Origin of the sequence: Micromonospora sp. LOL_015 (assembly GCF_048060275.1) — a bacterium.
Classification (GTDB): domain Bacteria; phylum Actinomycetota; class Actinomycetes; order Mycobacteriales; family Micromonosporaceae; genus Micromonospora_E.
Window position 1 is genome coordinate 58,749 of the sequence record NZ_JBHMIO010000007.1, and the last position, 26,098, is coordinate 84,846.

Below are 26,098 nucleotides of genomic sequence, written 5' to 3' on the forward strand. Positions count from 1 at the left end.
CCGGATAAGCTGCCAGCTGGCACATCCGGTCGAGGCGCGTGGACGAGGAGATGCAGAGATGGCAGGTCAGCTGGCAGTGATCGGCGCGGGGTTGATGGGCTCGGGCATCGCCCAGGTTGCCGCCCAGGCGGGCTGGCAGGTCATCCTGCGCGACCTGGACGACGCGGCGACCTCCCGGGGCGTCGCCGGCATCCGCCGGTCGCTGGACAAGTTCGCTGGCAAGGGCGCGATCAGCGCCGACGATGTCGAGTCGACGATGGGCCGGATCACCACCACTACCGAGCTGGAGGCAGCGGCCGACGCTGATGTCGTCGTCGAGGCCGTCTTCGAGCGCATCGAGATCAAGCACGAGGTGTTCCGGGCACTCGACAAGATCTGCAAGGCGGACGCCGTGCTGGCCACCAACACGTCGGCGATCCCGGTGACCCAGATCGCCGCAGTCACCGAACGCCCCGAATCGGTGGTCGGTACCCACTTCTTCTCCCCGGTGCCGATGATGAAGCTGTGCGAGCTGGTCCGCGGCTACAAGACCTCGGATGCGACCCTGGCCACCGCGAAGGCGTTCGCCGAGGAGATCGGCAAGACCTGCGTAGTGGTCAACCGGGACATCGCCGGCTTCGTCACCACCCGGCTGATCGCCGCGCTGGTCGTCGAGGCGGTCAAGCTCGTCGAGTCCGGTGTGGTCTCCGCCGAGGATCTCGACACCGCCTGCAAGCTCGGCTTCGGTCACGCGATGGGGCCGCTGGCCACCACCGACCTGACCGGGGCGGACGTGCTGCTGCACGCGGCGAAGAACATCTACGCCGACACCGCGGACGAGAAGTTCTTCCCGCCGGAGCTGCTGCAGCGCATGGTCACCGCGGGCGACCTGGGCAGGAAGACCGGCCAGGGCTTCTACAGCCACTGACATCGCCACCGGACCGAGGTTCGTGGCGAGAAGAGTAGTCATCATGTCGCTCTCTGACCTAGAGACCCTCGACCTGTTGTCCACGCCCAGCGCGCTGGAGGAGATCCGGCGTGCCGAGGCAGACCTCGCCGCCGGCCACGGCATCGACGCGGACGAACTGCTGTGCCAGCTTGCTGCCCGCGCGGAGCGCGAACAGCAGCGAGCGACGAGGCATACCGACTTTCCGTAGTGCACGCTGCCCGGCGAGCCCTGACAGAGGGGCTGCCTGTCGGCTCGCCACTGGCCGTTGCGGCGGCCGTCGACGAGTTCCTCACCGGCCTGCTGCTGGAGCGGCCTCATCCGGTCGGCAAGCCGTTGACCCGCGAGCTGACCGGTGTCGGCCGGTCGGTTCGAGGCGGCCGGCGGTGAAGGTGTAGTGCGCGTACGGGCCGTGCCGGTCACCGCAGGCCCGCAACCGGCGCCGCTGATGTTCCGCCGACAGGAGCCGGTCTGCCGGGTGCGGGTACCAGATCGCCACGCCGTCGCAGTGCCCGACCACGTCGACGATGCCGTGCCGGACGGCGTACTCCAGCTCGGCGGCGAAGAACCGGTGCATCGTCAGGTACCGCAACGCGTGGTCGTTGATCAGCCAGGACACCACCGGGTCCAGTACGCACGCCTGTGCCAACAACTCGGCCAGGGGTTCGACGTCGGCGGCCGTGGCGGCCCGTACGGTCAGCGCCGGACCGCCACTGCTGCCGACGACTGGCGTCGACCCGGTCACCGGCGTGCGCCGCCCTGGTAGACGCCGTGCCGAGTGGGCGTTGCGTGCGTGGACTGCCAGCGGCGCAGCGCGTCCTTGATCCGGTCGTTCTGCTCCCAGGTGCGTTCGAGTTCGGCGTACACGATGCCAAGATCGTGAGCGACGCGGTCGAGGAACGCGGCGACCTCGCCGGGGTCGAGGCCGCGGCCGCCGCCGCGCCGGGGGACCGTCGGGAAGCGGTGGCTGCGGACCTGCCAGGGCCGGACCGGTCGGTACGCCGACCCGCGCTGATTGTGGCCGGCCGGGGTGCCGGGTGCCCGGTAGACGCCGGTGGCGCTGCCGGCGGGCCAGCTGGCCGGTGGTGTGGCGGCCATGGTGCGTCGTTGCCGGCGGACCTGCCACCGTCGCCACAGTTCACGCATCTCGTCTTCCTTCCCATTGCTCGCTGCTGCCGCTGGTGTTGCTGCTGGTTCCGCTCATCCGGGTGTCGTTGGTGGGTGGACGGGGGTGGCCCTGCCGCTTGCCGATGCCGGCAGGCCACCCCACCCCGATCGCCGCAGCCCTCCTTGGCGGTACGGCGACCAGAGCGAACCTTGGTGGCCGGGACGCCCAACGGCGTGACTCGCTGACCGGCCCGGACCGTTGTCACTCACCTGCTCATCTCTGTTCCCAACAGCCTCACTTATCACTTCGACAGTGTCAAGTCGGTAAGTGCTGAAGTAGTAACACCTTGCCGACCTACGTTCAGGTTGTGAAGCTCGTCGCCCTGGCAGACATCGCCACGATGCTCGGCGGCGTGTCGAGGACGAGGGCCGTGGAGATCGTTCGCCGGCCGGGCTTCCCCGAGCCGATCGACGTGGTGGGCAACGGCCGGATGCGCATCTGGAGCCGCGACGAGGTGGCGGCCTGGATCGCGGCCAACCGGCCGAGCCAACGCGAGGACTGACCTCGCCGGGGTCGAGGCCGCGGCCGCCGCCGGCGCCACAGTTCACGCATCTCCTCTTCCTCCCCATTGCTTGCTGCTGCCGCTGGTGCTGCTGCGGTACGGCGACCAGGGCGAACCTTCGGGGCCGGGACGCCCAACGGCGTGACTCGCTGACCGCCCCGACCGGAGGTGACCGCCCCAAGAGCTATCCGGGAGCGTTCGCCATCAACCTACAATCGCCACCGGTTGTAGGCCAACGAGCAACGTGCAACTGGTTGAGGTTGGAGGTAGAAGCGTGATCAAATGGGCATGCCATCCGGGGAGTGTGTATGCCCAAGCAGCAGTACCAAGTTCTTGCCGACGAGCTACGAGCGAAGATTGAGTCTGGCGAGTGGCCACCGGGCACAAAGCTGCCCAGCCGCTCACAGCTCTGCCGCGAGTACGACGTCTCGGACACCGTCGTCGGCAAGGCGATGATGATCCTCCGTGCCACCGGGCTGACCGAGACCCTCGAAGGAGTCGGCGTGTTCGTGGCCGAACCAAAGTGACTGCGTGTCGGCGTTGGGCGGACAGGGGTGGCTCGGGCGGCCGTAGTTCATGATCAGGTGAGGCCTACGCACGCTAAAAAGCGAAAATAACGTGCGTAGGCCTCACCTCGATAGCGTTCGGCAGGGCGCGGATGATCATCCGCGTCAGCCGGCGGTGTGTCGGTGGCCAGTTCGGTCTTCGCTGGTGGCCAGTTGGCGGGGATATTTCTGGCCGTGGATGACTATGACTACTCAGAGCCGCCCCTGCCCGTGCACCGGCCGCCGCGCTATAACGACGTGGTGGAAACAAAGCCGACCCTTGTCGTCATCAGCGGACCACCAGGGGCCGGCAAGACGACGCTTGCCCACCTGCTCGCCCGGCGGATCGGCTGCCCGGCGATCTGCCGCGACGAGATCAAGGAGGGCATGGTCCACACTGCCGGCGGCATCATCGCTGCACCGAGCAACGAGCTGACCCTTCGGACCCTGCCCACCTTCTTCAACGTGCTGCGACTGCTGCTGACCGCTGGGGTCACCACGGTCGCCGAGGCGGCTTTCCAGGACCGCCTGTGGCGCCCCGGCCTGCAGCCATTGACCGGAATCGCCGACATCCGGGTGGTGCACTGCCGGGTCGCCGCGCAGACGGCCTTCGACCGCGTCCAGCGACGGCAGAACGAGAACGCAACCCGGCGCGCCCACGCCGATACGTCCCTCGGTGACCATCAGACCTTTGCCGTCGGCCACCACGGCTTCCAGCCCGTCCGACTCGACGTACCCGAGATCGAAGTGGACGCCAGCGACGGCTACCGTCCTGGGCTCGACGAGATCGTCGCTTTCGTAAACGCCGGACGGTGAGCCGACCGGTGGACACCTTGCATTGTGGTCCTCGACCACGGCCAGGTGTCGGCGGTCGTGCCACCTCGCCGGGTTGGGGTGCCGGTTGAGCGTGATGCCGCAGGTACATCAAGATGCACCTGCGGCATCACGTCTTCGGCGCGCACCTTGGTGCCCCTGGCAGTCAGCCGTCGCGTTTGGTGGTCCAGCGGAACGTGGTCAGGCAGAGCACCAGGCCGATGACGCACCAGATGGCCAGCACCAGCGCGACCATGCCCAGCTCGAACGAGCCGCCCGGCTCCTGGGTGCCGAAGGACTCCGGCAGGAAGACCGAGCGCAGCCCCTGGCACATCCACTTGAGCGGGAAGAGCGCGGCGATCTGCTGCATCCAGCCGGGCAGCGAGGTGAAGACGAAGAAGACGCCGGAGGTGAACTGCAGCACCAGAGACACCGGGGTGGCCACCGCCGAGGCGCTGCGACCGCTGCGCGCCAGCGACGAGAACGCGATGCCGCACAGCGTGCAGGCGGTGATGCCGAGCACCGACACCCAGCCCAGGGTGAACCACTTGACCGCCGTGTCCGGAAGTTGCAGGTCGAACAGCAGGGTCGCCACGGCCAGCAGGAGCACCGTTTCGGCGAACCCGATCACCGCGACCATGATGACCTTGCCGGCGAAGTAGACCCATTTCGGCATCGGGGTGCCGCGCAGCCGCTTGAGTACACCCCGGTCCCGCTCGATCGGGATCTGGATGGCCAGGCTCTGGAACCCGACGGTCATCAGCCCGGTGGCGATCATGCCGGTGATGAAGTACTGGGTGAACCGGACACCGTCGGTGATCTCGCCGGTGAAGATCGACGCGAAGATCAGGATCATGATGACCGGGAAGGCCATCGTGAACACGACCGACTCGCGGCTGCGCATGAACTGCCGGATCTCCAACCGGCCCTGCCGCAGCCCGAGCCGCGCCGGCCCGATCCGAGGCACGGACGACGAGGTGCCGGGGGTGCCGGCCGTCGGCGAGGTCACAGCGCCGGCGGTGCCGCCGGTGGTCGCGTTCACTTGTGTCCAATCATCCGCAGGTAGACGTCTTCCAGGGTGGGCCGGGTGACGGTCAGGCCGGGCACCTCGCCGTCGAAGCGCGCGGCCAGCTCGGCGACCAGCTTCGTCGGCGTCGCGCTCTCCTCGCGGTGCGCCGTTCCGTCGGCGGTACGCCAGGCGACGGTGGCCAGGGCGTCCCGCCGACCACCCAGCTCGGCCGGGGGTGCCACCTCGACGAGCCGGCCGGCGGCGATCACCCCGACCCGGTCGGCGAGGGCTTCGGCCTCGTCCAGGTAGTGGGTGGTCAGCAGGATGGTGGTGCCGGCACCGGCGAGTGACCGGATCAGCTCCCAGAACTCACGGCGGGCCTCCGGGTCGAAGCCGGTGGTCGGCTCGTCGAGGAAGAGCAGCTCCGGTCGGCCGACGATGCCGAGCGCCACGTCGAGGCGACGCTTCTGCCCGCCGGACAGGGTGTGGGTGCGGGCGCGGGCCTTGCCGGCCAGGCCGACCCGGTCGATCACCGCCGCCGGGTCGTCCGGTGTCGGGTAGAAGGCGGCGAAGTGGCCGACCACCTCGGCGACGGTCAACTCGTCGAACTCGCCGGTGCCCTGCAGCACGATGCCGATCCGGGAGCGCCACTGCGGCGTACCAGGGTCGGGGTCGACGCCGAGCACCCGGACCTCGCCGGCGTCGCGGCGGCGGTAGCCCTCCAGGATCTCGACGGTGGTGGTCTTGCCAGCGCCGTTCGGGCCGAGCAGAGCGAACACCTCGCCGCGCCGCACGGTCAGGTCGACCCCGTCCACCGCCGGTGTCCCGGCGTACATCTTGCGCAGCCCGCGTACCTCGATGGCCGGCGCGTCCGCCGCCTTGTCGCTCATGGCGTCAACTATCGCCCCTGCCGTGCGGGGGAAGGCGTCCGGGTGTCGTGGTGGTGACGGACACCGCTGGCGGGCTGGACCGGGCTGGTTCGCCGGTGCTACGGTTCATTACACGAGTAATGAACCAGTGAACCAGAGGTGCTCCCGTGTTCGATGATCGAAGTCCGATCTATCAGCAGATAGCCGACAAGATCAAAAACGACATCCTGAGCGGGGCGCTGCAGGAGGGCGAGCAGGTCATGTCCACCAACCAGTACGCCAGCTACTACCGGATCAACCCCGCCACCGCCGCCAAGGGCTTCCACCAGCTGATCGACGAGGGCGTGCTGTTCAAGAAGCGCGGGATCGGCATGTTCGTCAGCCCCAACGCCCGCGAGACGCTGCGCGGCCAGCGCCGCGACCGGTTCTTCACCGAGGTCGTCGACCCGATGGTCACCGAGGCCCGGATCATCGGCATCCCGTTGGCCGAGGTCGTCGCCCGTATTCAACATGCAGCAGAAGGGGAACACCAGTGACCGGCCTGGGGATCGAGACCCGCAATCTCACCGTCCGCTACGGCGACACGCTTGCCGTCGACTCGCTCGACCTCACTCTCGCCCCGGGCAAGATCTACGGACTGCTCGGCCGCAACGGCTCCGGCAAGACCAGCCTGCTCGCCGTACTGGCCGCTTTCCGGGCCGCCACCAGCGGCTCGGTGCGCATCGGCGGCGCCGATCCGTTCGAGAACGCGGCGATCATGTCGCAGATCGCCTTCGTCCGGGACAAGGTCGATGCCCAGGACACCGATCGGGTCGGCTGCATCCTGGACCTCGCCGCGACGCTGCGTCCGAACTGGGACTCCGACTACGCCGCCCGCCTGGTCGAGCGGTTCGACCTGCCGATGCGTAAGCGGCTCAACGGGCTGAGCCGGGGCATGAAGTCGGCGCTCAGCGTCACCCTCGGGCTGGCCGCCCGGGCGCCGCTGACCATCTTCGACGAGGCCTACCTCGGCCTCGACGCGCCCAGCCGGTACGCCTTCTATGCGGAAGTGCTCAACGACTACCTCGCCCACCCGCGCACCATTGTGCTCTCCACGCACCTGATCGAGGAGGTCGGGTCGCTGTTCGAGGAGGTGGTGGTGCTGCACCGGGGCCGGCTGGTCGCCCACGAGGAGACCGAGACGCTGCGGGCCCGGGGGACCGCGGTGACCGGCCCGGCCGCCGCCGTCGACGCGTTCGTCACCGGACGCACCGTGCTCGGCAGCCAGCAGCTCGGCGGCACCCGGTCCACCACAGTTTTCGGTGCCATCGACGACGGCGACCGGGCCGCCGCCCGCGCCGCCGGCCTGGAGCTCGGCCCGATCGGGCTGCAGGACCTGTTCGTACACCTCACGGCGGACACAGCGGACAACAAGGAGATGCGGCGATGAACGCCATCACCTGCAGAATCACCCGTACCTTGCTGCGCCGGTCGCTGCCGCTGGCCGGGTGGTACTGGACGATCATCTACCTGGTCTGGGCCGTGGTCATCGGCCTGATCGCCCGGTTCGGCACGGTCGAGACGAGCATGTGGCAGAGCATGGGGCTGCAGGCACCGCGCTGGTTCACCTTCGTCTTCGGCATCATCGCCGTCGGCACCTACCTGCCGATGTTCGTCGCCCACGGGGTCACCCGGCGGGACGCGCTGATCGGCTCCTGGGGCTTCCTCGTGCCGTACGCCCTCGGCTTCTCCACCCTGACGACGCTCGGCTTCGGCCTCGAATACCTGACCCTCGACGTCTTCGGTCTGCTCGACGGGCTCACCGAGCCGTACCTGGTCGGTTCGGTAGGCGACGCCGCCGCGATCTGGCTGGAGTACAGCCTGGTCAACCTGGGCTACATGGCGGCCGGGGTACTGACCGCGATCGTCTACCACCTGCTCGATCCCTGGTGGGGGACATTGCTGCTGCCAGTGGTGCTGCTGCCGGCGTTCGTCGTCGAGATCGGCTTCCGTACCGAATGGACCGGGTTCGGCCTCGCCCGGATGCTCGGCCTTGACGACGAGGCACACGCTGGCACCGGAACGGCGATCGCGCTGCTGACCCTGCTGGTCGCCGGTGCCGTCACCTGGCTGCTGGTTCGCCGGCTGCCACTGAAGAAGATCTCCGGCTGAGGAGAGCTGAGGAGCGACGCCATGTCCGTCATCGAGATCGAGCATCTGCACAAGCGGTACGGCGACCTGGTCGCAGTGGACGACGTGTCGTTCACCGTCGATGAGGGGGAGATCTTCGGGATCCTCGGCCGTAACGGTGCCGGCAAGACCACCACTGTGGAGTGCGCGCTCGGGCTGCGCCGGCCGGACCGGGGCACCGTACGGGTGCTCGGCCTGGACCCGCGGCGCGATGGCGCGCGGCTGCGCCAGCAACTCGGCGCGCAGCTGCAGGAGAGCCAGCTGCCGGAGCGGATCAAGGTGTGGGAGGCACTGGAGCTCTACAGCTCCTACTACCGCCAGCCGGCCGACTGGCGGGAACTGCTCGACCTGCTCGGCCTGTCCGCCCGGCACGACGCCCGCTTCGGCCAGCTCTCCGGCGGGCAGAAGCAGCGCCTGTCCGTCGCCCTGGCCCTGGTCGGCGACCCGAAGGTGGCGTTCCTCGACGAACTGACCACCGGGCTGGACCCGGCGGCCCGCCGGGACACCTGGGGACTTGTCGAATCGGTCCGCAACCGGGGCGTCACCCTGGTGCTGGTCACGCATCTGATGGAGGAGGCGGAGCGGCTCTGCGACCGGGTCGCGGTGATCGACGCCGGCCGGGTGGTCGCCCTCGACACCCCGGCCGGGCTGGCCGCCAGCGTCGACAGCGGGCAGCTGATCCGGTTCGTCCCGGACCGGCCGCTCGACCTCGCCCTGCTGACCGAGCTGCCGCAGGTCACCGCCGCGACCCTCGACGGTCGTGAGGTCGTCGTCGACGGCGGTGCGGAGCTGTTCTTCGCCGTCGCGGCGGCGCTGTCCCGGCACGGCGTCACGCCGCGCGAGCTGCGCCTGCAGCAGGCCACATCGGACGAAGCCTTTCTCACCCTCACCGGAGGCGACCGATGACCGCGCTGCGCCGGCTCACCGTGATGGAGGCCAAACTGTTCCTGCGGGACCCGGCGATGATCGTGATGGCGCTGGCCTTCCCGATGCTGCTGATCGTCATCCTGGGTGTGGCGATGCCGGGCTTCCGTACCCCCGTTGCGGAGCTCGCCGGCCTGCGTCCGATCGACATCTACCTGCCGGTGGTGGTCGCGCTGGCGGTCGCCGGCGTCGCGATCAACTCCCTGCCGACGACCATGGCTGGGTACCGGGAACGCGGGGTGCTGCGCCGGATGGCCACCACCCCGGTACGCCCGGCGAAGCTGCTCGGCGCCCAGCTGCTGGTCTCGGTGGCCGCCACGACGCTCGCGGTCGGTCTGGCCGTCGCCGCAGCGGCGGTCGCGTTCCAGGTGCCGCTGCCCGAGCACCCGGTGAGCTTCCTCGGCGTGTTCCTGCTCGGCGGGGCGGCCACCTTCACGGTCGGGTTGCTGATCGCGGCGCTGGCGTCGACCGGACGGGCGGCGAACGGCATCGGCATGCTGGTCTACTTCCCGATGCTGTTCTTCGCCGGGGTGTGGACCCCTGGGCCGATGATGCCCGAGACGATCCGCCGGCTGAGCGACCTCACCCCGCTCGGCGCGCTGAGTCAGGCCTTGCAGGCCAGCTGGGCCGGGCATGCGGTCCGTCCGCTGCACCTGCTGGTGATGGTCGGCTACCTGGCGGTGGTCGGTGCCCTGGCGGCCCGCTTGTTCCGCTGGCGGTGATGCGATGCGATGCGCGGCGCGGGGTGTCCGGTCAGACCCGGTATCCGGCGGCCCGGGCCGCCCGCCGCTCCCGGCGGCGCTGCCGGGCCCGGCGGATCAGCAGCGGCCCGCCGATCAGCAGCGCCACCAGGAAGACCAGCACCAGGACGGGCAGCAGGATCGCGACGACCGACATCACCACGCTGGTCGCGTCCTCGGCAGTGCTCGCTACCGGCGCGCCGATCCCGGCGGTGGCGGTGTTGATCACCGGTCGGGCGGTCGCCTTGAGTAGATGTATGCCGAGCGCGATCAGCACACCGACCAGCACCGGAACCCACTGGTCCGAGGAGAAGAACTCCCCGGGGTCGCTGACCGTCACTGTTTCCGACGCCGACCCCGCGCCGAACGCCAGCCCGCCGGCGGTCGGCCGGACGACCGTCTGCACCACGTCGTTGACGTGGTCGACGACCGGCACCTTGTCGGCGACGACCTCGACAACCAGCAGGACGGCGAGGATGCCCAGCACCCATTCGTCGGACATCCACTGCCAGCCGTCCGGCAGCGTGATCAGGCTGGTGTAGCGGGCGAGAACGCCGACGGTCAGCAGCGGGATGTAGGCGTTGAGCCCTGCGGATGCGGCCAGCCCGGTCCCGGTCAGCAGTTCGAACACGTCACCAGGATCGCACCGCCGCGCCAGCCCTGCGCGGTACGCGGGCACCGCTGGCGCTACCCTCGTCGGGTGCGGCTGGTGATTGCTCGATGCTCGGTGGACTACGTCGGTCGGCTCTCGGCACATCTGCCGCCGGCCACCCGGCTGTTGATGGTCAAAGCGGACGGATCGGTCTCGATTCACGCCGACGACCGGGCGTACAAGCCGCTGAACTGGATGAGCCCGCCATGCCGGCTGGAGGAGACGCCGGGTATGTGGCGGGTGGTCAACAAGACCGGCGAGGAACTGCGGATCACCCTGGAGGAAATTCTTCAGGAGTTGTCGTACGACCTGGGTGTCGACCCTGGCCTGCGCAAGGACGGGGTGGAGGCGCATCTCCAGGAACTGCTCGCCGCCAACCCGACCACCTTCGGTGACGATTTCACCCTGGTGCGGCGGGAGTACATGACCGCGATCGGCCCGGTGGACCTGCTCTGTCGCGACGGTGCGGCGAGCGTCGCGGTCGAGGTGAAGCGGCGGGGCGAAATTGACGGTGTCGAGCAGCTGACCCGCTACCTCGAACTGCTCAACCGGGATCCGCTGCTGGCGCCGGTGACCGGCATCTTCGCCGCGCAGGAGATCAAACCGCAGGCCCGGGTGCTTGCCGAGGACCGTGGTATCCGGTGCGTGGTGGTCGACTACGACAAGCTGCGCGGCATCGAACGGGACGAACTCACCCTCTTCTGAGCAGCATCGATCTTTGACCAGCTCCCACGCACCGATTTTGGAGTCCGCCGATGGGTGTGCGCAACCAGCAACGTCGAGCCGCGAAGAAGAAGGCCAGGGAGCAGCGGCAACGCCAACGGGCGCAGGCCGCCGGCGCGGCCTACCCCGACGGGTTCGGCTTGTACCGGCCACCGACCGAGGCGCAGCGGGTCGACGAGCTGCTGCGTCGGGCGGCCCGGATGGCGACAGCCGACCGACCGGACGACCTCGACGAGTGCGTGGCCGCGCTGGTCGCAGCCGACGACCCGCTGGTGGACCAGGCGGTGGACGAGGCGTTGCGGCAGGTGGCCGCCGGGCTGTGGGGCCACGGCTGGATGCCGGCCGACGTGCTGCGGGTGACCGGCCGCGAGCTCGGCAAGCGGGCGGTGAGCCTAATCGCCGGGTACGTCGCGGCCCAGCTGCGCGGGTACGCGCCGGCGACGGTCGCCGACCGTTGGCACCGCCAGCTGCGTGATCTCGACCTCGACGTGTGGGGTGCTGCTCCGCCCGACCACCGGCTGACCGCCTGGGCGGCCGGAGCCAAGCTGGACCGGTCCGCTGCCGTGCTGCTCGCGGTGCGGGTGGCCGGGCTGCTGATCGGCCTGCCGAGACTGGAGCTGGTGGCCCCCCTGCCCGGCACGGTCCGCCCCGGCGACGACGGGCCGCAGCGCCAGCGGCCGACCGCTGCGGCCCCGTCCGCGACCGAGGACGTGGACGAGCGGCAGCTCGGCCGAATCCGGGCGTTGCTGGCCAAGGCCGAGTCGACCGAATTCGCGGAGGAGGCCGAAGCGCTGTCGGCCAAGGCCCAGGAGCTGATGACCCGGCACCGCATCGACCACGCGCTGCTCGCCGCGCAGCAGACCGGGGCCGGCGGGCCACAGGCCGACCCGGTGGCCGTACGGATCGGCCTGGAGGCACCGTACGAGCAGGCGAAGGCGTTGCTGCTGCAGCAGGTCGCCGAGGCGAACGGCTGCCGGTCGGTGTGGTCCAACAATCTCGGCTTCGCCACCGTCGTCGGGTTCGCCGCCGACTGCGAGTCGGTTGAGTTGCTGCACACCTCGCTGCTGGTACAGGCCACCGCAGCGATGCTGCGCAACGGCCCGCAGCGTGGCCGGGGCGGGCAGTCGACCACCCGGTCGTTCCGCCAGTCCTTCCTGGAGGCGTACGCGGTGCGGATCGGGCAGCGGTTGCGTACCGCCGCCGACGACGTCGGCCGGGAGGCGGCCGCGCGAACCGGCACCGCGCTGGTGCCGGTGCTGGCGGCCCGCGACGAGCAGGTGGACCGGGCGACCGAGCGGCTCTTCCCGACGGTGACCAGCCGGTCGATCGGCGGCCACAACCGGGCCGGGTGGATCGCCGGCACCACCGCCGCCGACCAGGCCAGCCTCGGCGCCCATCAGCCGATCGCCGGCTGACCCGAGATCAGTCGCGGCCGTACCGCAGTTTGATCACCTTGACGATGCGGGCCACGTCGGTCGCGGTCCGCTCGAAGGTCATCGTCGGCAGCAGCGACGGTGCCCGGCGGCGGGTGATCGCCTTCGGCCGGGAGAACTCCCGCAGTCCGTCTTCACCGTGCACCCGGCCAAAACCCGATTCGCCGGTCCCGCCGAACGGCAGCTCACTGAACCCGACGAAGGTGAGCACCGAGTTGATCGACACCATTCCGCTGCGGATCCGGCGGGCGACGGCGATCCCCCGCCGCTTGCTGAAGACCGCGCCGCCCAGGCCGTACCTGGTGTCGTTGGCCGCCGCGATCGCCTCGTCGATGGTCTCGACCCGGTTGATCGTGACGGTCGGTCCGAAGGTCTCCTCCCGGACGGCGGTACAGTCGGGCGGTACGTCGACCAGCACGGTCGGATGCACGTACGGTGGCTGTACCGCTGCGGCACCGCCGAGCACCGCCCGACCACCGGCGGCCAGCGCGTCCTTGATGTGCCGTCGGACGATGTCGAGCTGTCCGGGCATGGTGATCGGCCCGACCTGGTCATCTGGTCCACTGCCGACGGTCAGCCGGCCGGCCCGGTCCACCACCGCGTCGACGAACGCGTCGTACACCGGGGCCATGGCGTACACCCGCTCGATGCCGATGCAGCTCTGCCCGGCGTTGGTCATCGCACCCCAGACGCAGGCCTCTGCCGCCGCGTCGATGTCGGCGTCGTCGTCGACGATCATCGCGTCCTTGCCGCCGGCCTCGATCACCACCGGGGTGAGCGTCTCGGCGCAGGCGGCCATGACCAGGCGGCCGGTACGCGACGAGCCGGTGAACGACAGCTTGTCCACTCCGGACCGGCACAACGCATCTCCGACGTCGCCGAGGCCGTGTACCGCCGTCAGAACCGACCTCGCTCCGACCGCCTCGGTAAGGGTGTCAGCCAGCCACTGCCCGGTCGCCGGCGTGTACTCGCTCGGCTTGAACACCACCGTGTTGCCGGCGGCCAGCGCGTACGCTATCGGGCCGATTGGGATGAGGACCGGGTAGTTCCACGGGCCGATCACGCCGACCACGCCGAGTGGCTGGTACTCCAGGTGTCCGGCGAACTCGGCGGTGACCAGCCGGGTACGAGTCCGCCGGACACCCAGCACCCGTTTCGCGTTCTGCGCAGCCCAGTCGATGTGTTCGATGGCGGCGGCTACCTCGACGATCGCCTCCGCCATCGGTTTGCCGCATTCCCGGTTGATCAGGTCGGCGAGTTCGGTGATCCGGGTGGCGAGCAGCGAGCGCCAGCGCAGCAGCTGGCGGCGGCGTTGCGCCTGGCCGATCCCGATCCAGTGGCCGGTGGCGGTCCGGGCTGCGGCCACCGCCGCCGCGACCTGATCGCGGTCGGCGATCGGGACCCGGCCTACGGGCGCTCCGGTCGCCGGGTGGGAGGAGAGAAGATGCTTGCCGTCGATCACCGGTCGGCCTGGGATCCGTACCGCTGTCACCGTGGCCTCCTTCACCAGCCGTGGTTGCTGCGCCGGCCGTGGTTGCTGCGCCGGCCCCGGATCGGGCTGGTCGGCCGCTTCGCAGTATTGTCCGAGGTTAGCCGTGAAGGGTACTCGCGGATAGCGGGACTTCGATTCTTGGCGATGTAATGACAGCCTTGGCCAGCTGGCGCCAGGGCGGGTGTCCGGTTGTCGCGGACCACCGTCGAACCGGTGGCGCGGACCTGACCCGGCCGGCGACCAACACCGGACAACGGACCATGTTCCGATCCGGCGGGAGCTGGCAGGCTGCAACGGGCGGCGCGACGTGCGTCGCTGTCGAGGGGGGAAGGCACTTCACCAGCTGATGTCCGAACACCAGTCGCTGCTACCTCTCCTACAGGTGATAACCGGCCCGACTCCGGGGGCCAGTTACCGGCTGTCGCCCGGGGAACGGATGATCGGTCGGGACGCCGGCCTGGACATCACCATCGACGACATCAAGGTCAGCCGGTGCCACGCGGTGCTAACCGCCGGTGGCGGCCGTACCGTGCTGACCGACCAGGAGTCGACGAACGGCACCTGGGTCAACGACCTGCGCATCCGGCAGCCGACCGAGCTGCGCGACGGCGACCGGATCCGGATTGGCGGCGTGGAACTGCGGTTCTACGACCCAGCCTCGGCGCTCACCGACCCGGTCGGCACCCGGATCCCCCGACCGGCCACGGCGGCGTTGCCCGGCGCGCCGGTGCGGCCGACCACCGGACCGAATTCACCGCTGCACACCGCGCTCGGCGAGCCCACCCAGCCGATGCGCCCCCGACGTCGGCCCAGCACGCTGCTGATGGCCGGGCTGGCCGGGGTCTTCCTGGTCGGCTGGTTGACCTGGCTGGTCGTGGTGCTCTCCTGAACGCCGCCGGTCGTGGTGCTCCTGAACGCCGCCGGTCGTGGTGCTCCTGAACGACGGTGTGGCGGTTCGTGGCAGACTCGCCATGCATCGGGCCGACGCAGGTGACGGACGGAGACCAGGTGGCGCGCGAGTTCAAAACCGTGGGAGTGGTCGGGCTCGGTACGATGGGTGCCGGGATTGTCGAGGTCTTCGCCCGCAACGGCGTCGACGTGGTCGCCGTCGAGGTGGACGGGGCGGCACTGGACAAGGGCCGGGAGAACCTGAGGGCGTCCACCGACCGGGCTGTCGCCCGCGGCAAACTCGACCCGGCGGACCGGGACGCACTGCACGCCCGGGTGACCTTCGCGGTCGGACTCGACGCACTCCGCGACGTCGACCTGGCCGTCGAGGCGGTCCCGGAGCGGCTCGACCTCAAGCGACACCTGCTGGCCGAACTCGACCGGGTATGCCCACCGGGGGCCGTCCTGGCGACCAACACCTCGTCGTTGAGCGTCACTGAGATCGCTGTCGCCACCGAGCGTCCCGGCCAGGTAGTCGGGCTGCACTTTTTCAACCCGGCACCGGTGATGCGGCTGGTCGAGGTGATCAGCACCGTGGTGACCGAGTCCGAGGTGACCCGCGACGTCCAGGCGCTCTGCGCCCGGCTCGGCAAGGTGGGGGTGAGCGTTGCCGACCGCGCCGGATTCATCGCCAACGCGCTGCTGTTCGGCTACCTCAACCAGGCGATCGGGATGTACGAGACCGGGTACGCCAGCCGGGAGGACATCGACGCGGCCATGCAGCAGGGCCACGGCCTGCCGATGGGCCCGCTGACGCTGCTCGACCTGATCGGTCTGGACACCGCGTACCAGGTGCTGGAGACGCTGTACCAGCGTGGTGGCCACGACCGCCGGCACGCGGCCGCACCGCTGCTACGGCAGATGGTCACCGCCGGGCTGCTCGGCCGCAAGTCCGGCCGGGGCTTCTACACCTACCAGGCACCGGGCTCGTCGCGGCTCGCCCCGGACGACCTCACCCCGGTGGCCGCCGAGGCCGGTCACCCGGCACCGCGTACGGTCGGGGTGATCGGGTCCGGCACGGTCGCGACCGACGTCGCCGAGGTCCTCACCGCCGCCGGAGTCGACGTCGTCACGGTCGCCGGCCCCGGTGACCTGGCCGCGCGTGACCTGGCCGCCGTCGACCTGGTGGTGGTGGCCGGCCTGTCGACGGCACCGGTGATCGACGTGGCGATGGCCACCGGCCGGCCAGCCGACGTGGTCGGGCTGCACTTCGTAGGCGGTCCGGCGGCGCAGGCCCGTTTGGTCGAGGTGGTGCGTACCGTCCGGACCTCGCCGACCGCGGTGCGGGCCGCGCACCAACTCTGCGCGGCATTCGGTAGGACCGCGGTGACCTGTGGCGACCGCGCCGGCTTCATCGCCGACGCGTTACTGTTGCCGTACCTCAACGACGCGGTCCGGATGCTGGAGAGCAACTATTCGACGGCGGACGACATCGACGCGGCGATGAAGCTCGGCTGTGGCTATCCCGCCGGGCCGTTCGAGCTGCTCGACACCGTCGGCCTGGACGTGGCGCTGGCCGTCCAGACCGCCATCCACCGGGAGCTGCCCGAGCCGGGTCTGGCACCCGCCCCGCTGCTGCGCAACCTGGTGACCGCCGGTCGGCTCGGCCGGCGCACCGGTGGCGGGTTCCGCGACCACGCCGGCTGAGCAGGGCGCCGCACCGGCGACGTACCCTTGCGAGCATGAGTCCGCGCCGCAACCGCCCGACCCGCCGGTCCGCCGGTCGCGTCGGCCACGGCGATCCCGGCCAGCCCGAGCCGGTCGACCCGGAGCGGGTGCGTCGGGGCGTCGCCGCCGTGCAGTCGTTCAGCGACGGCGAGTGGATGGTGCGGTCGGTGCCCGGTCCGGCGGCGACCAAGATGTACCGCTGCCCGGGCTGCGTGCAGGAGATCCGGCCGGGCGTGCCGCACGTGGTCGCCTGGCCGGCGGACGGCCGGGGTGATCTGACCGACCGGCGGCACTGGCACTCCGGCTGCTGGCGGGCCCGCGAGCAGCGGCGGCCGGCGGTCGAGCGGTCCCGCTCCGCGCCCCGCTACGGCTGATCCCCGGCGGGCCGACCGGTCAGGGCAGTGCGAGACTGGCCGGGTGAGCGAGCCGATCCGGTCCATGTCGATCCTGCCCGCCGAGCGCCGCGACATCGAGCTGCAGACCGCCGACGGGCTCACCCTCGTCGGTGAGCTGGCGTTGCCAGCCGATCGTCCGCCGGTCGCCACGCTGGTCTGCCTGCATCCGCTGCCGACCCACGGCGGGATGATGGACAGCCACGTGTTCCGCAAGGCCGCCTGGCGGCTGCCGGCGCTGGCCGACGTGGCCGTGCTCCGGTTCAACACCCGGGGCACCAGCAGCGAGCGCGGCACCAGCGGCGGCAGCTTCGACTCGGCCGAGGGGGAACGGTTCGACGTCGCGGCGGCGATCGAGTACGCCGAGTTCGCCGAGCTGCCCAGGATCTGGCTGCTCGGCTGGTCGTTCGGCACCGACCTGGCGCTGCGCTACGGCTGCGACCCGGCGGTCGAGGGCGCGATCCTGTTGTCGCCGCCGCTGCGCTTCGCCACCGACGTCGACCTGGCTACCTGGTCGGCGTCCGGCAAGCCACTCACCGCGCTGGTCCCGGAGCTGGACGACTACCTGCGGCCGGACGAGGCGACCCGGCGGTTCGCCGTGGTCGGTCAGGCGGAGGTGGTCGGGGTCGCCGGAGCCCGCCATCTCTGGGTCGGCCAGGTGGAGCGGGTGCTCGACGAGGTGGTCCGCCGGGTCGCGCCGCAGGTCACCGTGCCGCTGCCGACCAGCTGGGACGGTCCGATGCAGTACGGCGACGCCAACGCGTACGCCGACCGGACGGTGGCGGCGTTCGCCGATGTCCCGGTCGCCGGACCGCCGCAGCGGCAGGCCGACGAAGGATGACCGCACAGGTGCGGCCGCCGCACGACGTGCCTGCGGGGTGGGTCGGCCGGGGCGGTCAGCCGGCCGGTTCGAGCCGTTCGGTGGTCGGCCGATCCTCCTCGACCGGCGGGTAGCCGGCCGCCCAGTCGCGGCGGGAGCGCCAGACCTCGATCCAGTCGACGCCCCGGGACCGGTCCCGGCCGAGCAGCGTCTTGCCCACCGCCCGTAGGCCGACCCCGGCGACCAGCAGCCGGACAGCGGTCCAGGACCGCAGCGGCGACCAGTGCCGCCGGACGTAGGTGGCCTTGCCGCGCAGGATCCGGATCCGTTGCCCCTCGGAGCTGGACGAGGCGCCGACCAGGTGCACCACCTGAGCGGACGGGGTCAGCACCGGGCGGGCACCCAGCGCCCTGGCCCGGGTGCTGAGGTCGATGTCCTCGCTGTAGAGGAAGTACTGCGGGTCGAAGCCGCCGAGTCGGCCGAACAGCTCCCGCTCAATCAGCAGCATGCAGCCGGACAGCGCCGGCACCTCGCGTACCGACTGGCGGTCGTAACCGGGCAGCGCCTCCGGATCCGCCCAGGCCCGGCCGCGGAACACGGTCGACAGCCCGCTGGCGAAGCCGAAGATGCTCCACACCGTGGGCGTGCCCCAGCAGGAGTAGTTGTCGTCGGTGCCGTCGGGGTGCAGGGTGCGCCCGGTGTACAGGCCGTGACCGGGGTGCCGGTCGGCGAAGGTGACCAGCTCGGTGACCGGATGGCCGACCGGAACGGTGTCCGGGTTGAGACAGAGCAGGTAGCGCCCGGTGCTGACCGCCGCCCCACGGTTGATGCCTCGGCCGAACCCGACGTTCTCCGTCAGCCGTACCAGGCGGACCTGCGGGAACCGGTCGGCGATGGTGTCGGCGGAGCCGTCGGTGGAGGCGTTGTCGACCACCACCACCTCCGCTGTGACGTCCGGGGTCAGGATCGCGTACAGCTCGGTCAGGCAGCGCACGATCAGCTGGCTCGTGTTGTACGAGACGATGACGACCGAGACGTCGGGGCGGCTCACGGGCGGTTCCCGGAGCCGACCGGGTCGGGACGGTTGGCGTCCTGGCTGTCCTGGCTGTCCCGGGGGGCCGGGATGTGCCGGGTCGGCGGGAGCGCAGACTCGCTGCCGGTGTTCGTGGCCCGGTCGCCGCGCCGCAACCGGGTTCGGACGCTGCCGCCGAGCAACTGCAGCGCGAACGGTACGTCGTGCAGCAGGTAGCGGCGGGAGAGCCGGTGTGGCTCGCGGAGCAGCCGGTGCATCCATTCCAACCCGGTGCGCTGCATCCACCGGGGGGCCCGACGGTGTACCCCGGCGACGAAGCCGATCGCCGCTCCGCAACCCATGAACCAGGTGTTCGGCAGCATCGGCCGGAGCCGGGCGATGAGCCGTTCCTGTTTGGGGAAGCCGAGCCCGACGAAGATCAGGTCCGGTCGGGCGGCGGCCACCTCGGCGCAGATCTGGGTGAGTTGCTCCTCGGACCGGTCGAACCCGAACGGCGGGCTGAGCTTGCCGGCGATGGTGAGCTGGGGGAACTCGCGACGGAGTACGGCGGCGGCCTGCACCGCCGTGCCCGGCTCGCCACCGAGCAGGTAGACCGACCGGCGCTGTTCGCCGAGCGCCCGGGACAGGCTCCAGATCAGGTCGGATCCGGGGACCCGGGCCGGCAGCGGGTCACCGCTGATCCGGCTGGCCCAGATTAGTGGCGCACCGTCTGCGACTACCAGAGTTGATGACTCTATGTGTCTGCGACACTCCTCTTCGCGGCTGGCGCGGCGCAGAATATCCACATTCGGGGTGATGATCTGGCCGCCGGTGCCGGCGTCCAACGCGACGACGACGTGGCGGATGACGTCTTCTTCTCGAACGGGATCAAAAGCGACATTGCTCAGAGTGATCCGATGCCTATTTGCGGTAACGGGGTACTGGTCACGAGGCACAAGCTGCACCGTACTCGGCGTAGTGGTCCACCGGATGGGCCAATCGGTGTCAGCTAGGCGATAGTGAGGTTGCCCATTCGACTGGTTGTCGCATCGTCCGTGAATGGAAGCATCGTGGTTGTGCAGATTACCGTCATCATGCCGGCCTTCAACGAGGAAGAAGGGATCGGCCCAGTCTTGCGTGCAATGACCGAATCGCCGTCCTTCGGGCCGGACGTCGAGATCATCGTGGCCGCCAACGGCTGCACCGACCGGACCGCGGCGGTCGCCCGGTCCTGCGGCGCCCGGGTGCTGGAGATCACCACGCCGTCGAAAATCGCCGCGCTCAACGCCGCCGACGAGATCGCCGGGGGAGACGTGCGGATCTATCTGGACGCGGACATCGCGGTATCGGTGGAACTTCTACGCGCGCTCGCCGTCGTGATCGCCGAACCCGGCGTGGAGGCGGCGGCGCCGCGACCGGTGATCGACACCTCGGCGAGTACCTGGCCGGTGCGGGCCTACTACGCGATCAATGCGCGGTTGCCGATATTCAGCGGCCGTCTCTTCGGCCGTGGGTTGATCGCGATCTCCGCCGCTGCGCGGGCGAGATTCACCGATTTTCCGGACATTATCGCCGACGACATGTTTCTCGACGCAGTGGTCAGAGCCGACGAAAAGCGGGACGTTGACCTGCCCGTACGGGTGGTGGCACCGCGGCGTACGGGTGAGTTGGTCCGGCGAGTGGCCAGATCTCGTGCCGGTAACGCCGAGTTCTGGGAGTTCGTCCGAACGGATCCGCAGGGCGCCGAGTTGGCGCTTGATCCGGTGCCCGGTTCCCGTCCCTGGTCCTGGTTGCGGCGGGTCGTACTCACGGCGCCACATCTTGTTCCGGCAGCGTTCTGTTATGTGGCGATCACCTTTGCTGCAGAGTTGAGGCGGCGTTCTCCTGGATGGAGCGTGCGCTCCGGTTGGGGACGGACCACCGCCGGTTCGCCGACCGGTGATGCCGCTGATCCACTCTCGGCGGTCGACGCCTCCGGATCCGGCCCGACTGGCCGGTAAATGATCTCGATCTGTCGATGTACGAGGTGAGTGAATTTCACCATTCACGTCGGCTGCGAGTGGGCTCAGGGCCGTGCCAGCTTGCCATAAGAGAGCATTAAGTTCCTTGGGAAGGTCCGTGGCCTGGGTTAACGTCAGCCTCGGCCCCGGTCGGTCGGCGTAGTTCGCTGCGTACCGTCGGGACGGGGAGTGCCTGGGGGAGATCCGCCGAACGCAATACCGACAACGGACCATGTCCCGAGAGGTGTACATCTCGTGGTGAGCAAGGATTCTTTTGAGCCGGACGGGGGGCGGGACGAACCGATCCCGGGATCGTCCACGGCCAGTTCGTCCGGTTTACCCGGGTCGCCGCGCGCCCGGCGGGCCGGTCGCCCGTCGCCGCGCCCCACCGCCGAATCCGGCCCGGGCGCGACCGGCCGGCACGCGAGCTCGGTGGGGTCGAGTCGCGGCCGGCGTCGGATGCTGCGTCGCCCCACCGGCCGTCGCGGCCGGCTGGTGATGATCAGCGCGGTGGTGGTCAGCTTCCTCGCCACCGCGACGGTGGTCACCGCCTCGGTCGCTGGGGAGCAGGTCGACGGCTTCACCCTGTTCGCCGAGACGGACGTGTCCCGGGTGCCGGTCGACCCGGACACCCGGCCGGTGGAGCTCGGCGTGCGGTTCACCGCCGACCGCGACGGGGTGGTCACCGCGGTGCGTTTCCTCAAAGCCAAGGGGGACCGCGGTCTACACCGGGTCAACCTGTGGACTGCGGACGGCGAGCGGCTGGCGACCGCCGTACCGAAGCGGGAATCCCGCTCCGGTTGGCAGCATGTCGCGCTGCCCGAGCCGGTCGAGGTCGAGGCGGGCGAGGTGTACATCGCCTCGTACCACACCAGCCGGTACCGGGCCACCCAGCGCTACTTCGAACGACCGGTGTCCGCCGGTCCGCTGCGGGCCGACGGCACCGCTGGCGTCTACGCCTACGGATCGGGTGGTTTCCCTCGCCAGACCTGGAAGGCCAGCAACTACTGGGTCGACCTCGCCTTCGAGCCGACCGGATCGCAACAGCCGGAACCGTCGCCGTCGCCGACGGCCTCCGCTGAGCCGTCGCCGACACCGTCGCCGTCGGCCAGCCCGACCGCTACCCCGTCGGCCAGCCCGTCGGCCTCGCCGACCGACGGTACGCCGGCCGTGCTCGACCTGCCCCGGGTGCCGTGGGAGGGCGGCCCCGCGTACTACGCGAACTTCCCGCAGGCCCGTGCCTCCGGCTGGACCGACCCGTCGTTCTTCCCGATCGGCGTCTGGTACGAGGGTGTGTACACCCAGCAGGACATCGACCGGGACAAGGCGGCCGGCCTCAACACCTACGTCATGCTCACCGACCAGTCGGATGTCGCGTTGATCAGGCGCAACGACATGTACGCCTTTATCCCGCAGCCGTTCAGCGACCGGGGCAACGAGAGCGTCGGCTGGGTGATCGGTGACGAAGCGGATATGTGGGGCGGGCCGGGCAACGGTACGTGGACCGGAAACTACCCCGGCCAGGGTCCGATCTGCGCGTCAAGCCGGGACGGCTGCGGGCTGGACGTGATGAAGAAGGAGTCGGGCACCGTTCCGTCCGGTGACCGTGGGTTGCGCTACGCCAACTACGGCAAGGGCGTGATGTTCTGGCAGTCCGACTCCGACGCCGGCAAGTTCGTCAACGGCTTCAGCTCGGTCGTCTCCAACGACATCTACTGGTACACCGACCCGCACGTCTGCACCGCCGCGGCGGAGGGCCCGACGTACGGCGTGAACAAGGACAACTGCCGGCGGGCGGCCAACTACGGGCTGACCATGCAGCGGATGCGTGAACTTGACGCGATGGACGGCAAGCGGCAGCCGGTGTGGGCCTTCGTCGAGGTGGGGCACCCGTTCACAGAGGACTGGGCACCGACCATCACCGGTGCACAAATCGCCGGCGCGGTGATGAACTCGGTGATCAACGAGGCTCGGGGCATCCAGTACTTCAACCACAACTTCGGCGGGCCGTGCCTCTCGCAGCACGTGCTGCGAGAGCAGTGCGGTGACGCGGTCCGCCCGGCCGTGGCCGAGGTGAACAAGCGCATCACCAGTCTGGCACCGGTGCTGAACACCCAGTCCTACGAGTGGGAGTTCAACAACGGGCTGGACACGATGCTCAAGGCCCACGACGGCTCGTTCTACGTCTTCGCGATGCTCGGCAAGGACACCCCGACCGGCGGCCACTCGCTGGCGCTGCCGCCCGGCGTGACCGGTGACACCGCCGAGGTGCTGTTCGAGAACCGTTCGGTGCCGATCAGTGGGGGTGCGATCCGGGACACCTTCGCCGAGGAGTACAGCTACCACATTTACAAGATCACGCCGTAAGGTCCGATTCGATGGGCCGGGTGGACGCTAGCGGCGTCCACCCGGCCCATCGCTCTGTCCCCCTGACAGCCGGTTCGGAGCTGCCGCCTTGGCGACTGTCGGTACGGTTCAATCGTTCGGTGTGGCGTAACGGGACATATGTCCGGCATGAGGCGGCGGTCGGAGGCTTGCGGATCTGCCGTGCCCGGCCGGACACTGAACCCGGCGGGGGCCCCGATGTCCTACGCCGCACCCGCATGCTTCTCGGCTGGCCATACGATGGAAGACGAGCGCCCCGACCTCGCCACCCAATGGAAGGACAGCAGTGGACTTTTGGGATCTCACCAAACTGCTGTTCCGGCGCTGGTACGTCGCGACGCCGCTGTTGCTCATCTCGGTCGCTGCGGCCGGATGGACGCGAATGGCCGTCGAGCCGGACTACATCGCGACCTCCTACGTCCAGTTGATCCCGCCTACTGCGGCCAATACCGCTCCGGACGAGGACGCCCCCACTACTCCCCGTAACCCCTGGCTGGAGCTGGGGCTGGGGTCGCTGAGCCGGGCCGCTGCCCTCACCGTGCAGGACCAGGCCGTGCTCAAGCAACTGGACGCCGCCGGCCTCAGCGAGAACGTCGCGATCACCCTCGACAACCAGCAGCCGATCATGACGATTGAGGTGGTCGGCGAGTCCGAGGACCAGGCCACCGAGACGACCGAGGAGGTCGTCCGCCGGTTGGAGGCGAGCGTGGTCGGGCTGCAGGCCGACTACGGCGCGAGCGAGGAGAGCTTCATCACCGCTCGCCGTCTCGACCGGGGCGACAACATCCAGGAGGCCAACTCCAAGGTCAACCGGGCGACGATCGCGGTCGCCGGGGTCGGCGTCCTGCTCAGCGCGGCGCTCACCATCGGGATCGACGGTCTGCTGCGGCGCCGCCGGCCCCGACCGGTGGCCGCCGTGCCGGTCACCACCGGCACCGACGAGACGATCACCATCCCACCGATGGCCGGGCGGACCGATCAGACGCGGTCGGTGTCGCGCCCACAGCCGGTCCCGCGCCCTCGGGCGAGTGACCGCGACGGCGCGGCGGCGAGTAAGCCCGGCGGTGTCTACAGCTCCGGCAACGCCTCGCAGGGTCGCCAGGAGAGCCGTTCAATGAGCCGTCCGGATGAGCATCGCAGCGCCGAGTCGTCGCCGGGTGAGGCACCGGTGGCCGGTAGCGGGTTGGTCGGCGGTCCGGTGCAGATCGGCGGGCTGGTTGGCAACGGCTCGCTGACCTTCCGAGCGGTTGACGACCGGGCCGACAGCGCTGACGGGGAGACCTCCGGATCGCAGCCGACCGCACCGCAGCCCACGCAGCAACGGCCAGCTACTCCGCAACAGCCGCCCCAGCCGCAGCCAGCCACCCAGCAGCCGGTCACGCCGTCGACCAACGACGAGACGGCGGTGATCCGCGCGGTCCGCGACGACGCGACGATTATCCTGCCCAAGTCCGGTGCTGGCGGTGAGCAGTGGACGCCGTCGGAGACGTCCAAGAACGGCAGCCAGGCACGATGACCGAGGGCAGGATCCGGTGATGTCGTCCGGGGTGCACCCGGCAGACCTCGAACCGGCGTGGATCAGCGAACGCACTTATGTGACCCGCCGCAGGCTGACCAGGATCGACGCGCCGGTCATGTTGTCGCTCATGGTCTGCCTGCTGACGCTGATCCCGTCGCACCTCATTCTGCCGGGAATGACCGATCTGGGGCGCCCGGCGCTGGTCGTGGCGATCCTGATGTGGTTCTGGTGGATGACGGCCCGGCTCAACTCGCGGTTGGTGCTCACCGGGCCGCAACCGCTGCGTTGGGCGATCCTGGCCTTCCTGCTGTCGATGCTGCTGTCGTACGCCATCGGATTCCTCCGCGGGCTGACCGTGATGGAGGCGAACTCGGCGGACCGCTGGATGCTGACCGCTGCGGCGATCTCCGGGGTGATCCTGTTGACCGCCGACGGCATGCCAAACTGGGACCGTCTCGACGGCGTACTGCGGGTGTTTGTCTACTGCTGTGCCTTCGTCGCCGTGGTTGGGCTGATTCAGGCATTCTTGTACTTTGATCTGACCCAGTACATGCGGGTACCCGGCCTGCAGATGAAAGGCTGGGTCGTCGGCCTGGAGATTCGTGGCGGCGGCGTACGGGTGCCCAGCACAACCTTCCATTACATCGAGTTCAGCCTGTTGATGGCGATGTCTCTTCCGTTCGCGATCCACTTTGCACGCTTTTCGGCCACCTCTCGACAGCGGCAGATGTTCGCACTCCTGGCGTTGCTCATCGCTGCGGCCATCCCGGCGACGATGTCCCGGACCGGATTCGTGGCGTTGGCGATCGTGCTGCTCGTGCTGATGCCCATCTGGGCGTGGCGCATGCGCTACAACATGATGGCGCTGGGTCTCGTCATGTTCGCCGGAATGGCTGTGGTGAAGCCGTCACTCGTCACCACGATCACCAACATGTTCCTCGGAGCGAGTACGGACCCGAGCATCACCTCGCGGACCGAGCGGTACGATATGGTCGGGTACTACTTCACACAACGACCGTGGTTCGGGCGGGGGACCGGGACCTGGGTGTCCCCCCAGTACCAGTACCTCGACAACCAGTGGCTCGCCTTCGCCCTGACCAACGGCGTGATCGGGGTCATGGTGCTCGCCGCGTTGCACGTCACCGCGATCGTCGTCGCGCTACTCGCCAGGCGCAGGTCGACGTCGGAGCGTGACCGGCACCTCTGCTCGATCCTCGTCGCGGTTCAGTTGGTTGCGATCGCGGCGGGCTTCACCTTCGACTCGCTGAGCTTCAGCACCTACGCAACGGCGATGTCGTTGATGGTGGGCATGTGCGGTGCTGTGTGGCGGCTCAGTCACCCGGCGTTGAAGGTGCGGACGTCAACGCCCCAGTGGTTCGGTTCATAACGA

Annotated in this window: 28 protein-coding genes; 20 read left to right on the plus strand and 8 right to left on the minus strand. The window is 69.6% G+C overall.

The window, feature by feature from the left end; all coding sequences use genetic code 11:
* The first annotated feature begins 58 nt into the window (after window positions 1–58).
* Together ACFHWU_RS09365 and ACFHWU_RS09370 are read left to right on the plus strand one after the other, a co-directional pair.
* Window positions 59–907, plus strand: a complete 849-nt coding sequence (locus tag ACFHWU_RS09365) for a 3-hydroxyacyl-CoA dehydrogenase family protein (RefSeq protein ID WP_416556130.1) — start codon at window positions 59–61, stop codon at window positions 905–907.
* 43 nt (window positions 908–950) lie between these two features.
* A complete protein-coding gene (locus ACFHWU_RS09370) occupies window positions 951–1,136 on the plus strand; it encodes a hypothetical protein (protein WP_416556131.1) in 186 nt (61 codons plus the stop codon).
* An 81-nt stretch (window positions 1,137–1,217) separates the two neighbouring features.
* Here the strand turns inward: ACFHWU_RS09370 and ACFHWU_RS09375 are convergent, their stop codons facing one another.
* Complete coding sequence (locus tag ACFHWU_RS09375; RefSeq protein WP_416556132.1) at window positions 1,218–1,670, minus strand: hypothetical protein; 453 nt, start codon at window positions 1,668–1,670, stop codon at window positions 1,218–1,220.
* Window positions 1,667–2,071: a DivIVA domain-containing protein gene (locus ACFHWU_RS09380; RefSeq protein WP_416556133.1), complete on the minus strand. Its 405-nt coding sequence runs from the start codon at window positions 2,069–2,071 to the stop codon at window positions 1,667–1,669. The genes ACFHWU_RS09375 and ACFHWU_RS09380 overlap by 4 nt, the downstream gene beginning before the upstream one ends.
* A gap of 329 nt (window positions 2,072–2,400) precedes the next feature.
* Between ACFHWU_RS09380 and ACFHWU_RS09385 the strand changes: the two genes are divergently transcribed.
* The 3 genes from ACFHWU_RS09385 to ACFHWU_RS09395 all read left to right on the plus strand — a co-directional run bounded on the left by ACFHWU_RS09385 (window position 2,401) and on the right by ACFHWU_RS09395 (window position 3,956).
* On the plus strand, window positions 2,401–2,595 hold the full coding sequence (locus tag ACFHWU_RS09385; RefSeq protein WP_278171167.1) for a helix-turn-helix transcriptional regulator: 195 nt from the start codon (window positions 2,401–2,403) through the stop codon (window positions 2,593–2,595).
* Between the two features lie 308 nt (window positions 2,596–2,903).
* Window positions 2,904–3,122 (plus strand): winged helix-turn-helix domain-containing protein, encoded by a 219-nt coding sequence (locus tag ACFHWU_RS09390; protein ID WP_281551357.1) that lies wholly within the window; start codon window positions 2,904–2,906, stop codon window positions 3,120–3,122.
* Window positions 3,123–3,401: 279 nt separating this feature from the next.
* On the plus strand, window positions 3,402–3,956 hold the full coding sequence (locus tag ACFHWU_RS09395) for an AAA family ATPase (protein WP_416590311.1): 555 nt from the start codon (window positions 3,402–3,404) through the stop codon (window positions 3,954–3,956).
* Window positions 3,957–4,119: 163 nt separating this feature from the next.
* Here the strand turns inward: ACFHWU_RS09395 and ACFHWU_RS09400 are convergent, their stop codons facing one another.
* The gene (locus ACFHWU_RS09400; RefSeq protein ID WP_416556195.1) at window positions 4,120–4,920 is read right to left on the minus strand and encodes an ABC transporter permease; all 801 of its coding nucleotides are present in this window, start codon (window positions 4,918–4,920) and stop codon (window positions 4,120–4,122) included.
* Window positions 4,921–4,991: 71 nt separating this feature from the next.
* A complete protein-coding gene (locus ACFHWU_RS09405; protein ID WP_282232093.1) occupies window positions 4,992–5,852 on the minus strand; it encodes an ABC transporter ATP-binding protein in 861 nt (286 codons plus the stop codon).
* Between the two features lie 146 nt (window positions 5,853–5,998).
* On the opposite strand from ACFHWU_RS09405, the gene ACFHWU_RS09410 reads away from it, so the two are divergent.
* The 5 genes from ACFHWU_RS09410 to ACFHWU_RS09430 are packed head-to-tail and all read left to right on the plus strand — an operon-like array spanning window position 5,999 to window position 9,646.
* Entirely contained in the window at window positions 5,999–6,367 is a 369-nt protein-coding gene (locus tag ACFHWU_RS09410; RefSeq protein WP_416556136.1) for a GntR family transcriptional regulator, read from the plus strand.
* Complete coding sequence (locus tag ACFHWU_RS09415; RefSeq protein WP_416556137.1) at window positions 6,364–7,260, plus strand: ATP-binding cassette domain-containing protein; 897 nt, start codon at window positions 6,364–6,366, stop codon at window positions 7,258–7,260. The genes ACFHWU_RS09410 and ACFHWU_RS09415 overlap by 4 nt, the downstream gene beginning before the upstream one ends.
* Window positions 7,257–7,982 carry a hypothetical protein gene (locus ACFHWU_RS09420; protein WP_416556138.1) on the plus strand — a complete coding sequence of 242 codons (726 nt, stop codon included), beginning with the start codon at window positions 7,257–7,259 and terminating at the stop codon, window positions 7,980–7,982. Before ACFHWU_RS09415 ends, ACFHWU_RS09420 begins: the two co-directional genes overlap by 4 nt.
* Window positions 7,983–8,003: 21 nt before the next feature.
* On the plus strand, window positions 8,004–8,906 hold the full coding sequence (locus ACFHWU_RS09425) for an ABC transporter ATP-binding protein (protein ID WP_416556139.1): 903 nt from the start codon (window positions 8,004–8,006) through the stop codon (window positions 8,904–8,906).
* Entirely contained in the window at window positions 8,903–9,646 is a 744-nt protein-coding gene (locus tag ACFHWU_RS09430) for an ABC transporter permease (RefSeq protein ID WP_416556140.1), read from the plus strand. The genes ACFHWU_RS09425 and ACFHWU_RS09430 overlap by 4 nt, the downstream gene beginning before the upstream one ends.
* Before the next feature lie 31 nt (window positions 9,647–9,677).
* Here ACFHWU_RS09430 and ACFHWU_RS09435 read toward each other — a convergent pair whose 3' ends face one another.
* Window positions 9,678–10,295 (minus strand): DUF4126 domain-containing protein, encoded by a 618-nt coding sequence (locus ACFHWU_RS09435; RefSeq protein ID WP_416590312.1) that lies wholly within the window; start codon window positions 10,293–10,295, stop codon window positions 9,678–9,680.
* A gap of 69 nt (window positions 10,296–10,364) precedes the next feature.
* Between ACFHWU_RS09435 and nucS the strand changes: the two genes are divergently transcribed.
* Window positions 10,365–11,021 carry an endonuclease NucS gene (gene nucS, locus ACFHWU_RS09440; protein ID WP_416556142.1) on the plus strand — a complete coding sequence of 219 codons (657 nt, stop codon included), beginning with the start codon at window positions 10,365–10,367 and terminating at the stop codon, window positions 11,019–11,021.
* 50 nt (window positions 11,022–11,071) lie between these two features.
* On the plus strand, window positions 11,072–12,454 hold the full coding sequence (locus ACFHWU_RS09445) for a DUF2786 domain-containing protein (protein ID WP_416590313.1): 1,383 nt from the start codon (window positions 11,072–11,074) through the stop codon (window positions 12,452–12,454).
* A 7-nt stretch (window positions 12,455–12,461) separates the two neighbouring features.
* Here the strand turns inward: ACFHWU_RS09445 and ACFHWU_RS09450 are convergent, their stop codons facing one another.
* Window positions 12,462–13,964 carry an aldehyde dehydrogenase family protein gene (locus ACFHWU_RS09450; protein ID WP_416556144.1) on the minus strand — a complete coding sequence of 501 codons (1,503 nt, stop codon included), beginning with the start codon at window positions 13,962–13,964 and terminating at the stop codon, window positions 12,462–12,464.
* 346 nt (window positions 13,965–14,310) lie between these two features.
* Here ACFHWU_RS09450 and ACFHWU_RS09455 point away from each other — a divergent pair, with 346 nt between their 5' ends.
* The 4 genes from ACFHWU_RS09455 to ACFHWU_RS09470 all read left to right on the plus strand — a co-directional run bounded on the left by ACFHWU_RS09455 (window position 14,311) and on the right by ACFHWU_RS09470 (window position 17,813).
* Window positions 14,311–14,853: an FHA domain-containing protein gene (locus ACFHWU_RS09455; protein WP_416556145.1), complete on the plus strand. Its 543-nt coding sequence runs from the start codon at window positions 14,311–14,313 to the stop codon at window positions 14,851–14,853.
* 119 nt (window positions 14,854–14,972) lie between these two features.
* Window positions 14,973–16,559 (plus strand): 3-hydroxyacyl-CoA dehydrogenase family protein, encoded by a 1,587-nt coding sequence (locus ACFHWU_RS09460; RefSeq protein ID WP_416590314.1) that lies wholly within the window; start codon window positions 14,973–14,975, stop codon window positions 16,557–16,559.
* Window positions 16,560–16,594: 35 nt separating this feature from the next.
* On the plus strand, window positions 16,595–16,954 hold the full coding sequence (locus tag ACFHWU_RS09465) for a hypothetical protein (RefSeq protein WP_416556147.1): 360 nt from the start codon (window positions 16,595–16,597) through the stop codon (window positions 16,952–16,954).
* A gap of 43 nt (window positions 16,955–16,997) precedes the next feature.
* Window positions 16,998–17,813 carry an alpha/beta hydrolase gene (locus tag ACFHWU_RS09470; protein WP_416590315.1) on the plus strand — a complete coding sequence of 272 codons (816 nt, stop codon included), beginning with the start codon at window positions 16,998–17,000 and terminating at the stop codon, window positions 17,811–17,813.
* Window positions 17,814–17,868: 55 nt separating this feature from the next.
* On the opposite strand, the gene ACFHWU_RS09475 is transcribed toward ACFHWU_RS09470, so the two are convergent.
* Together ACFHWU_RS09475 and ACFHWU_RS09480 are read right to left on the minus strand one after the other, a co-directional pair.
* Entirely contained in the window at window positions 17,869–18,843 is a 975-nt protein-coding gene (locus tag ACFHWU_RS09475) for a glycosyltransferase family 2 protein (protein ID WP_416590316.1), read from the minus strand.
* Window positions 18,840–19,649: a WecB/TagA/CpsF family glycosyltransferase gene (locus ACFHWU_RS09480; RefSeq protein ID WP_416590317.1), complete on the minus strand. Its 810-nt coding sequence runs from the start codon at window positions 19,647–19,649 to the stop codon at window positions 18,840–18,842. Before ACFHWU_RS09480 ends, ACFHWU_RS09475 begins: the two co-directional genes overlap by 4 nt.
* A gap of 249 nt (window positions 19,650–19,898) precedes the next feature.
* On the opposite strand from ACFHWU_RS09480, the gene ACFHWU_RS09485 reads away from it, so the two are divergent.
* From ACFHWU_RS09485 to ACFHWU_RS09500, 4 genes are all read left to right on the plus strand, one after another.
* Window positions 19,899–20,804 carry a glycosyltransferase gene (locus ACFHWU_RS09485; RefSeq protein ID WP_416590358.1) on the plus strand — a complete coding sequence of 302 codons (906 nt, stop codon included), beginning with the start codon at window positions 19,899–19,901 and terminating at the stop codon, window positions 20,802–20,804.
* A 432-nt stretch (window positions 20,805–21,236) separates the two neighbouring features.
* Window positions 21,237–23,171: a DUF4082 domain-containing protein gene (locus tag ACFHWU_RS09490; RefSeq protein ID WP_416556151.1), complete on the plus strand. Its 1,935-nt coding sequence runs from the start codon at window positions 21,237–21,239 to the stop codon at window positions 23,169–23,171.
* 304 nt (window positions 23,172–23,475) lie between these two features.
* Window positions 23,476–24,705 (plus strand): hypothetical protein, encoded by a 1,230-nt coding sequence (locus tag ACFHWU_RS09495; protein WP_416567787.1) that lies wholly within the window; start codon window positions 23,476–23,478, stop codon window positions 24,703–24,705.
* A gap of 19 nt (window positions 24,706–24,724) precedes the next feature.
* Window positions 24,725–26,095, plus strand: a complete 1,371-nt coding sequence (locus tag ACFHWU_RS09500) for an O-antigen ligase family protein (protein WP_416590318.1) — start codon at window positions 24,725–24,727, stop codon at window positions 26,093–26,095.
* Window positions 26,096–26,098: the final 3 nt, after the last annotated feature.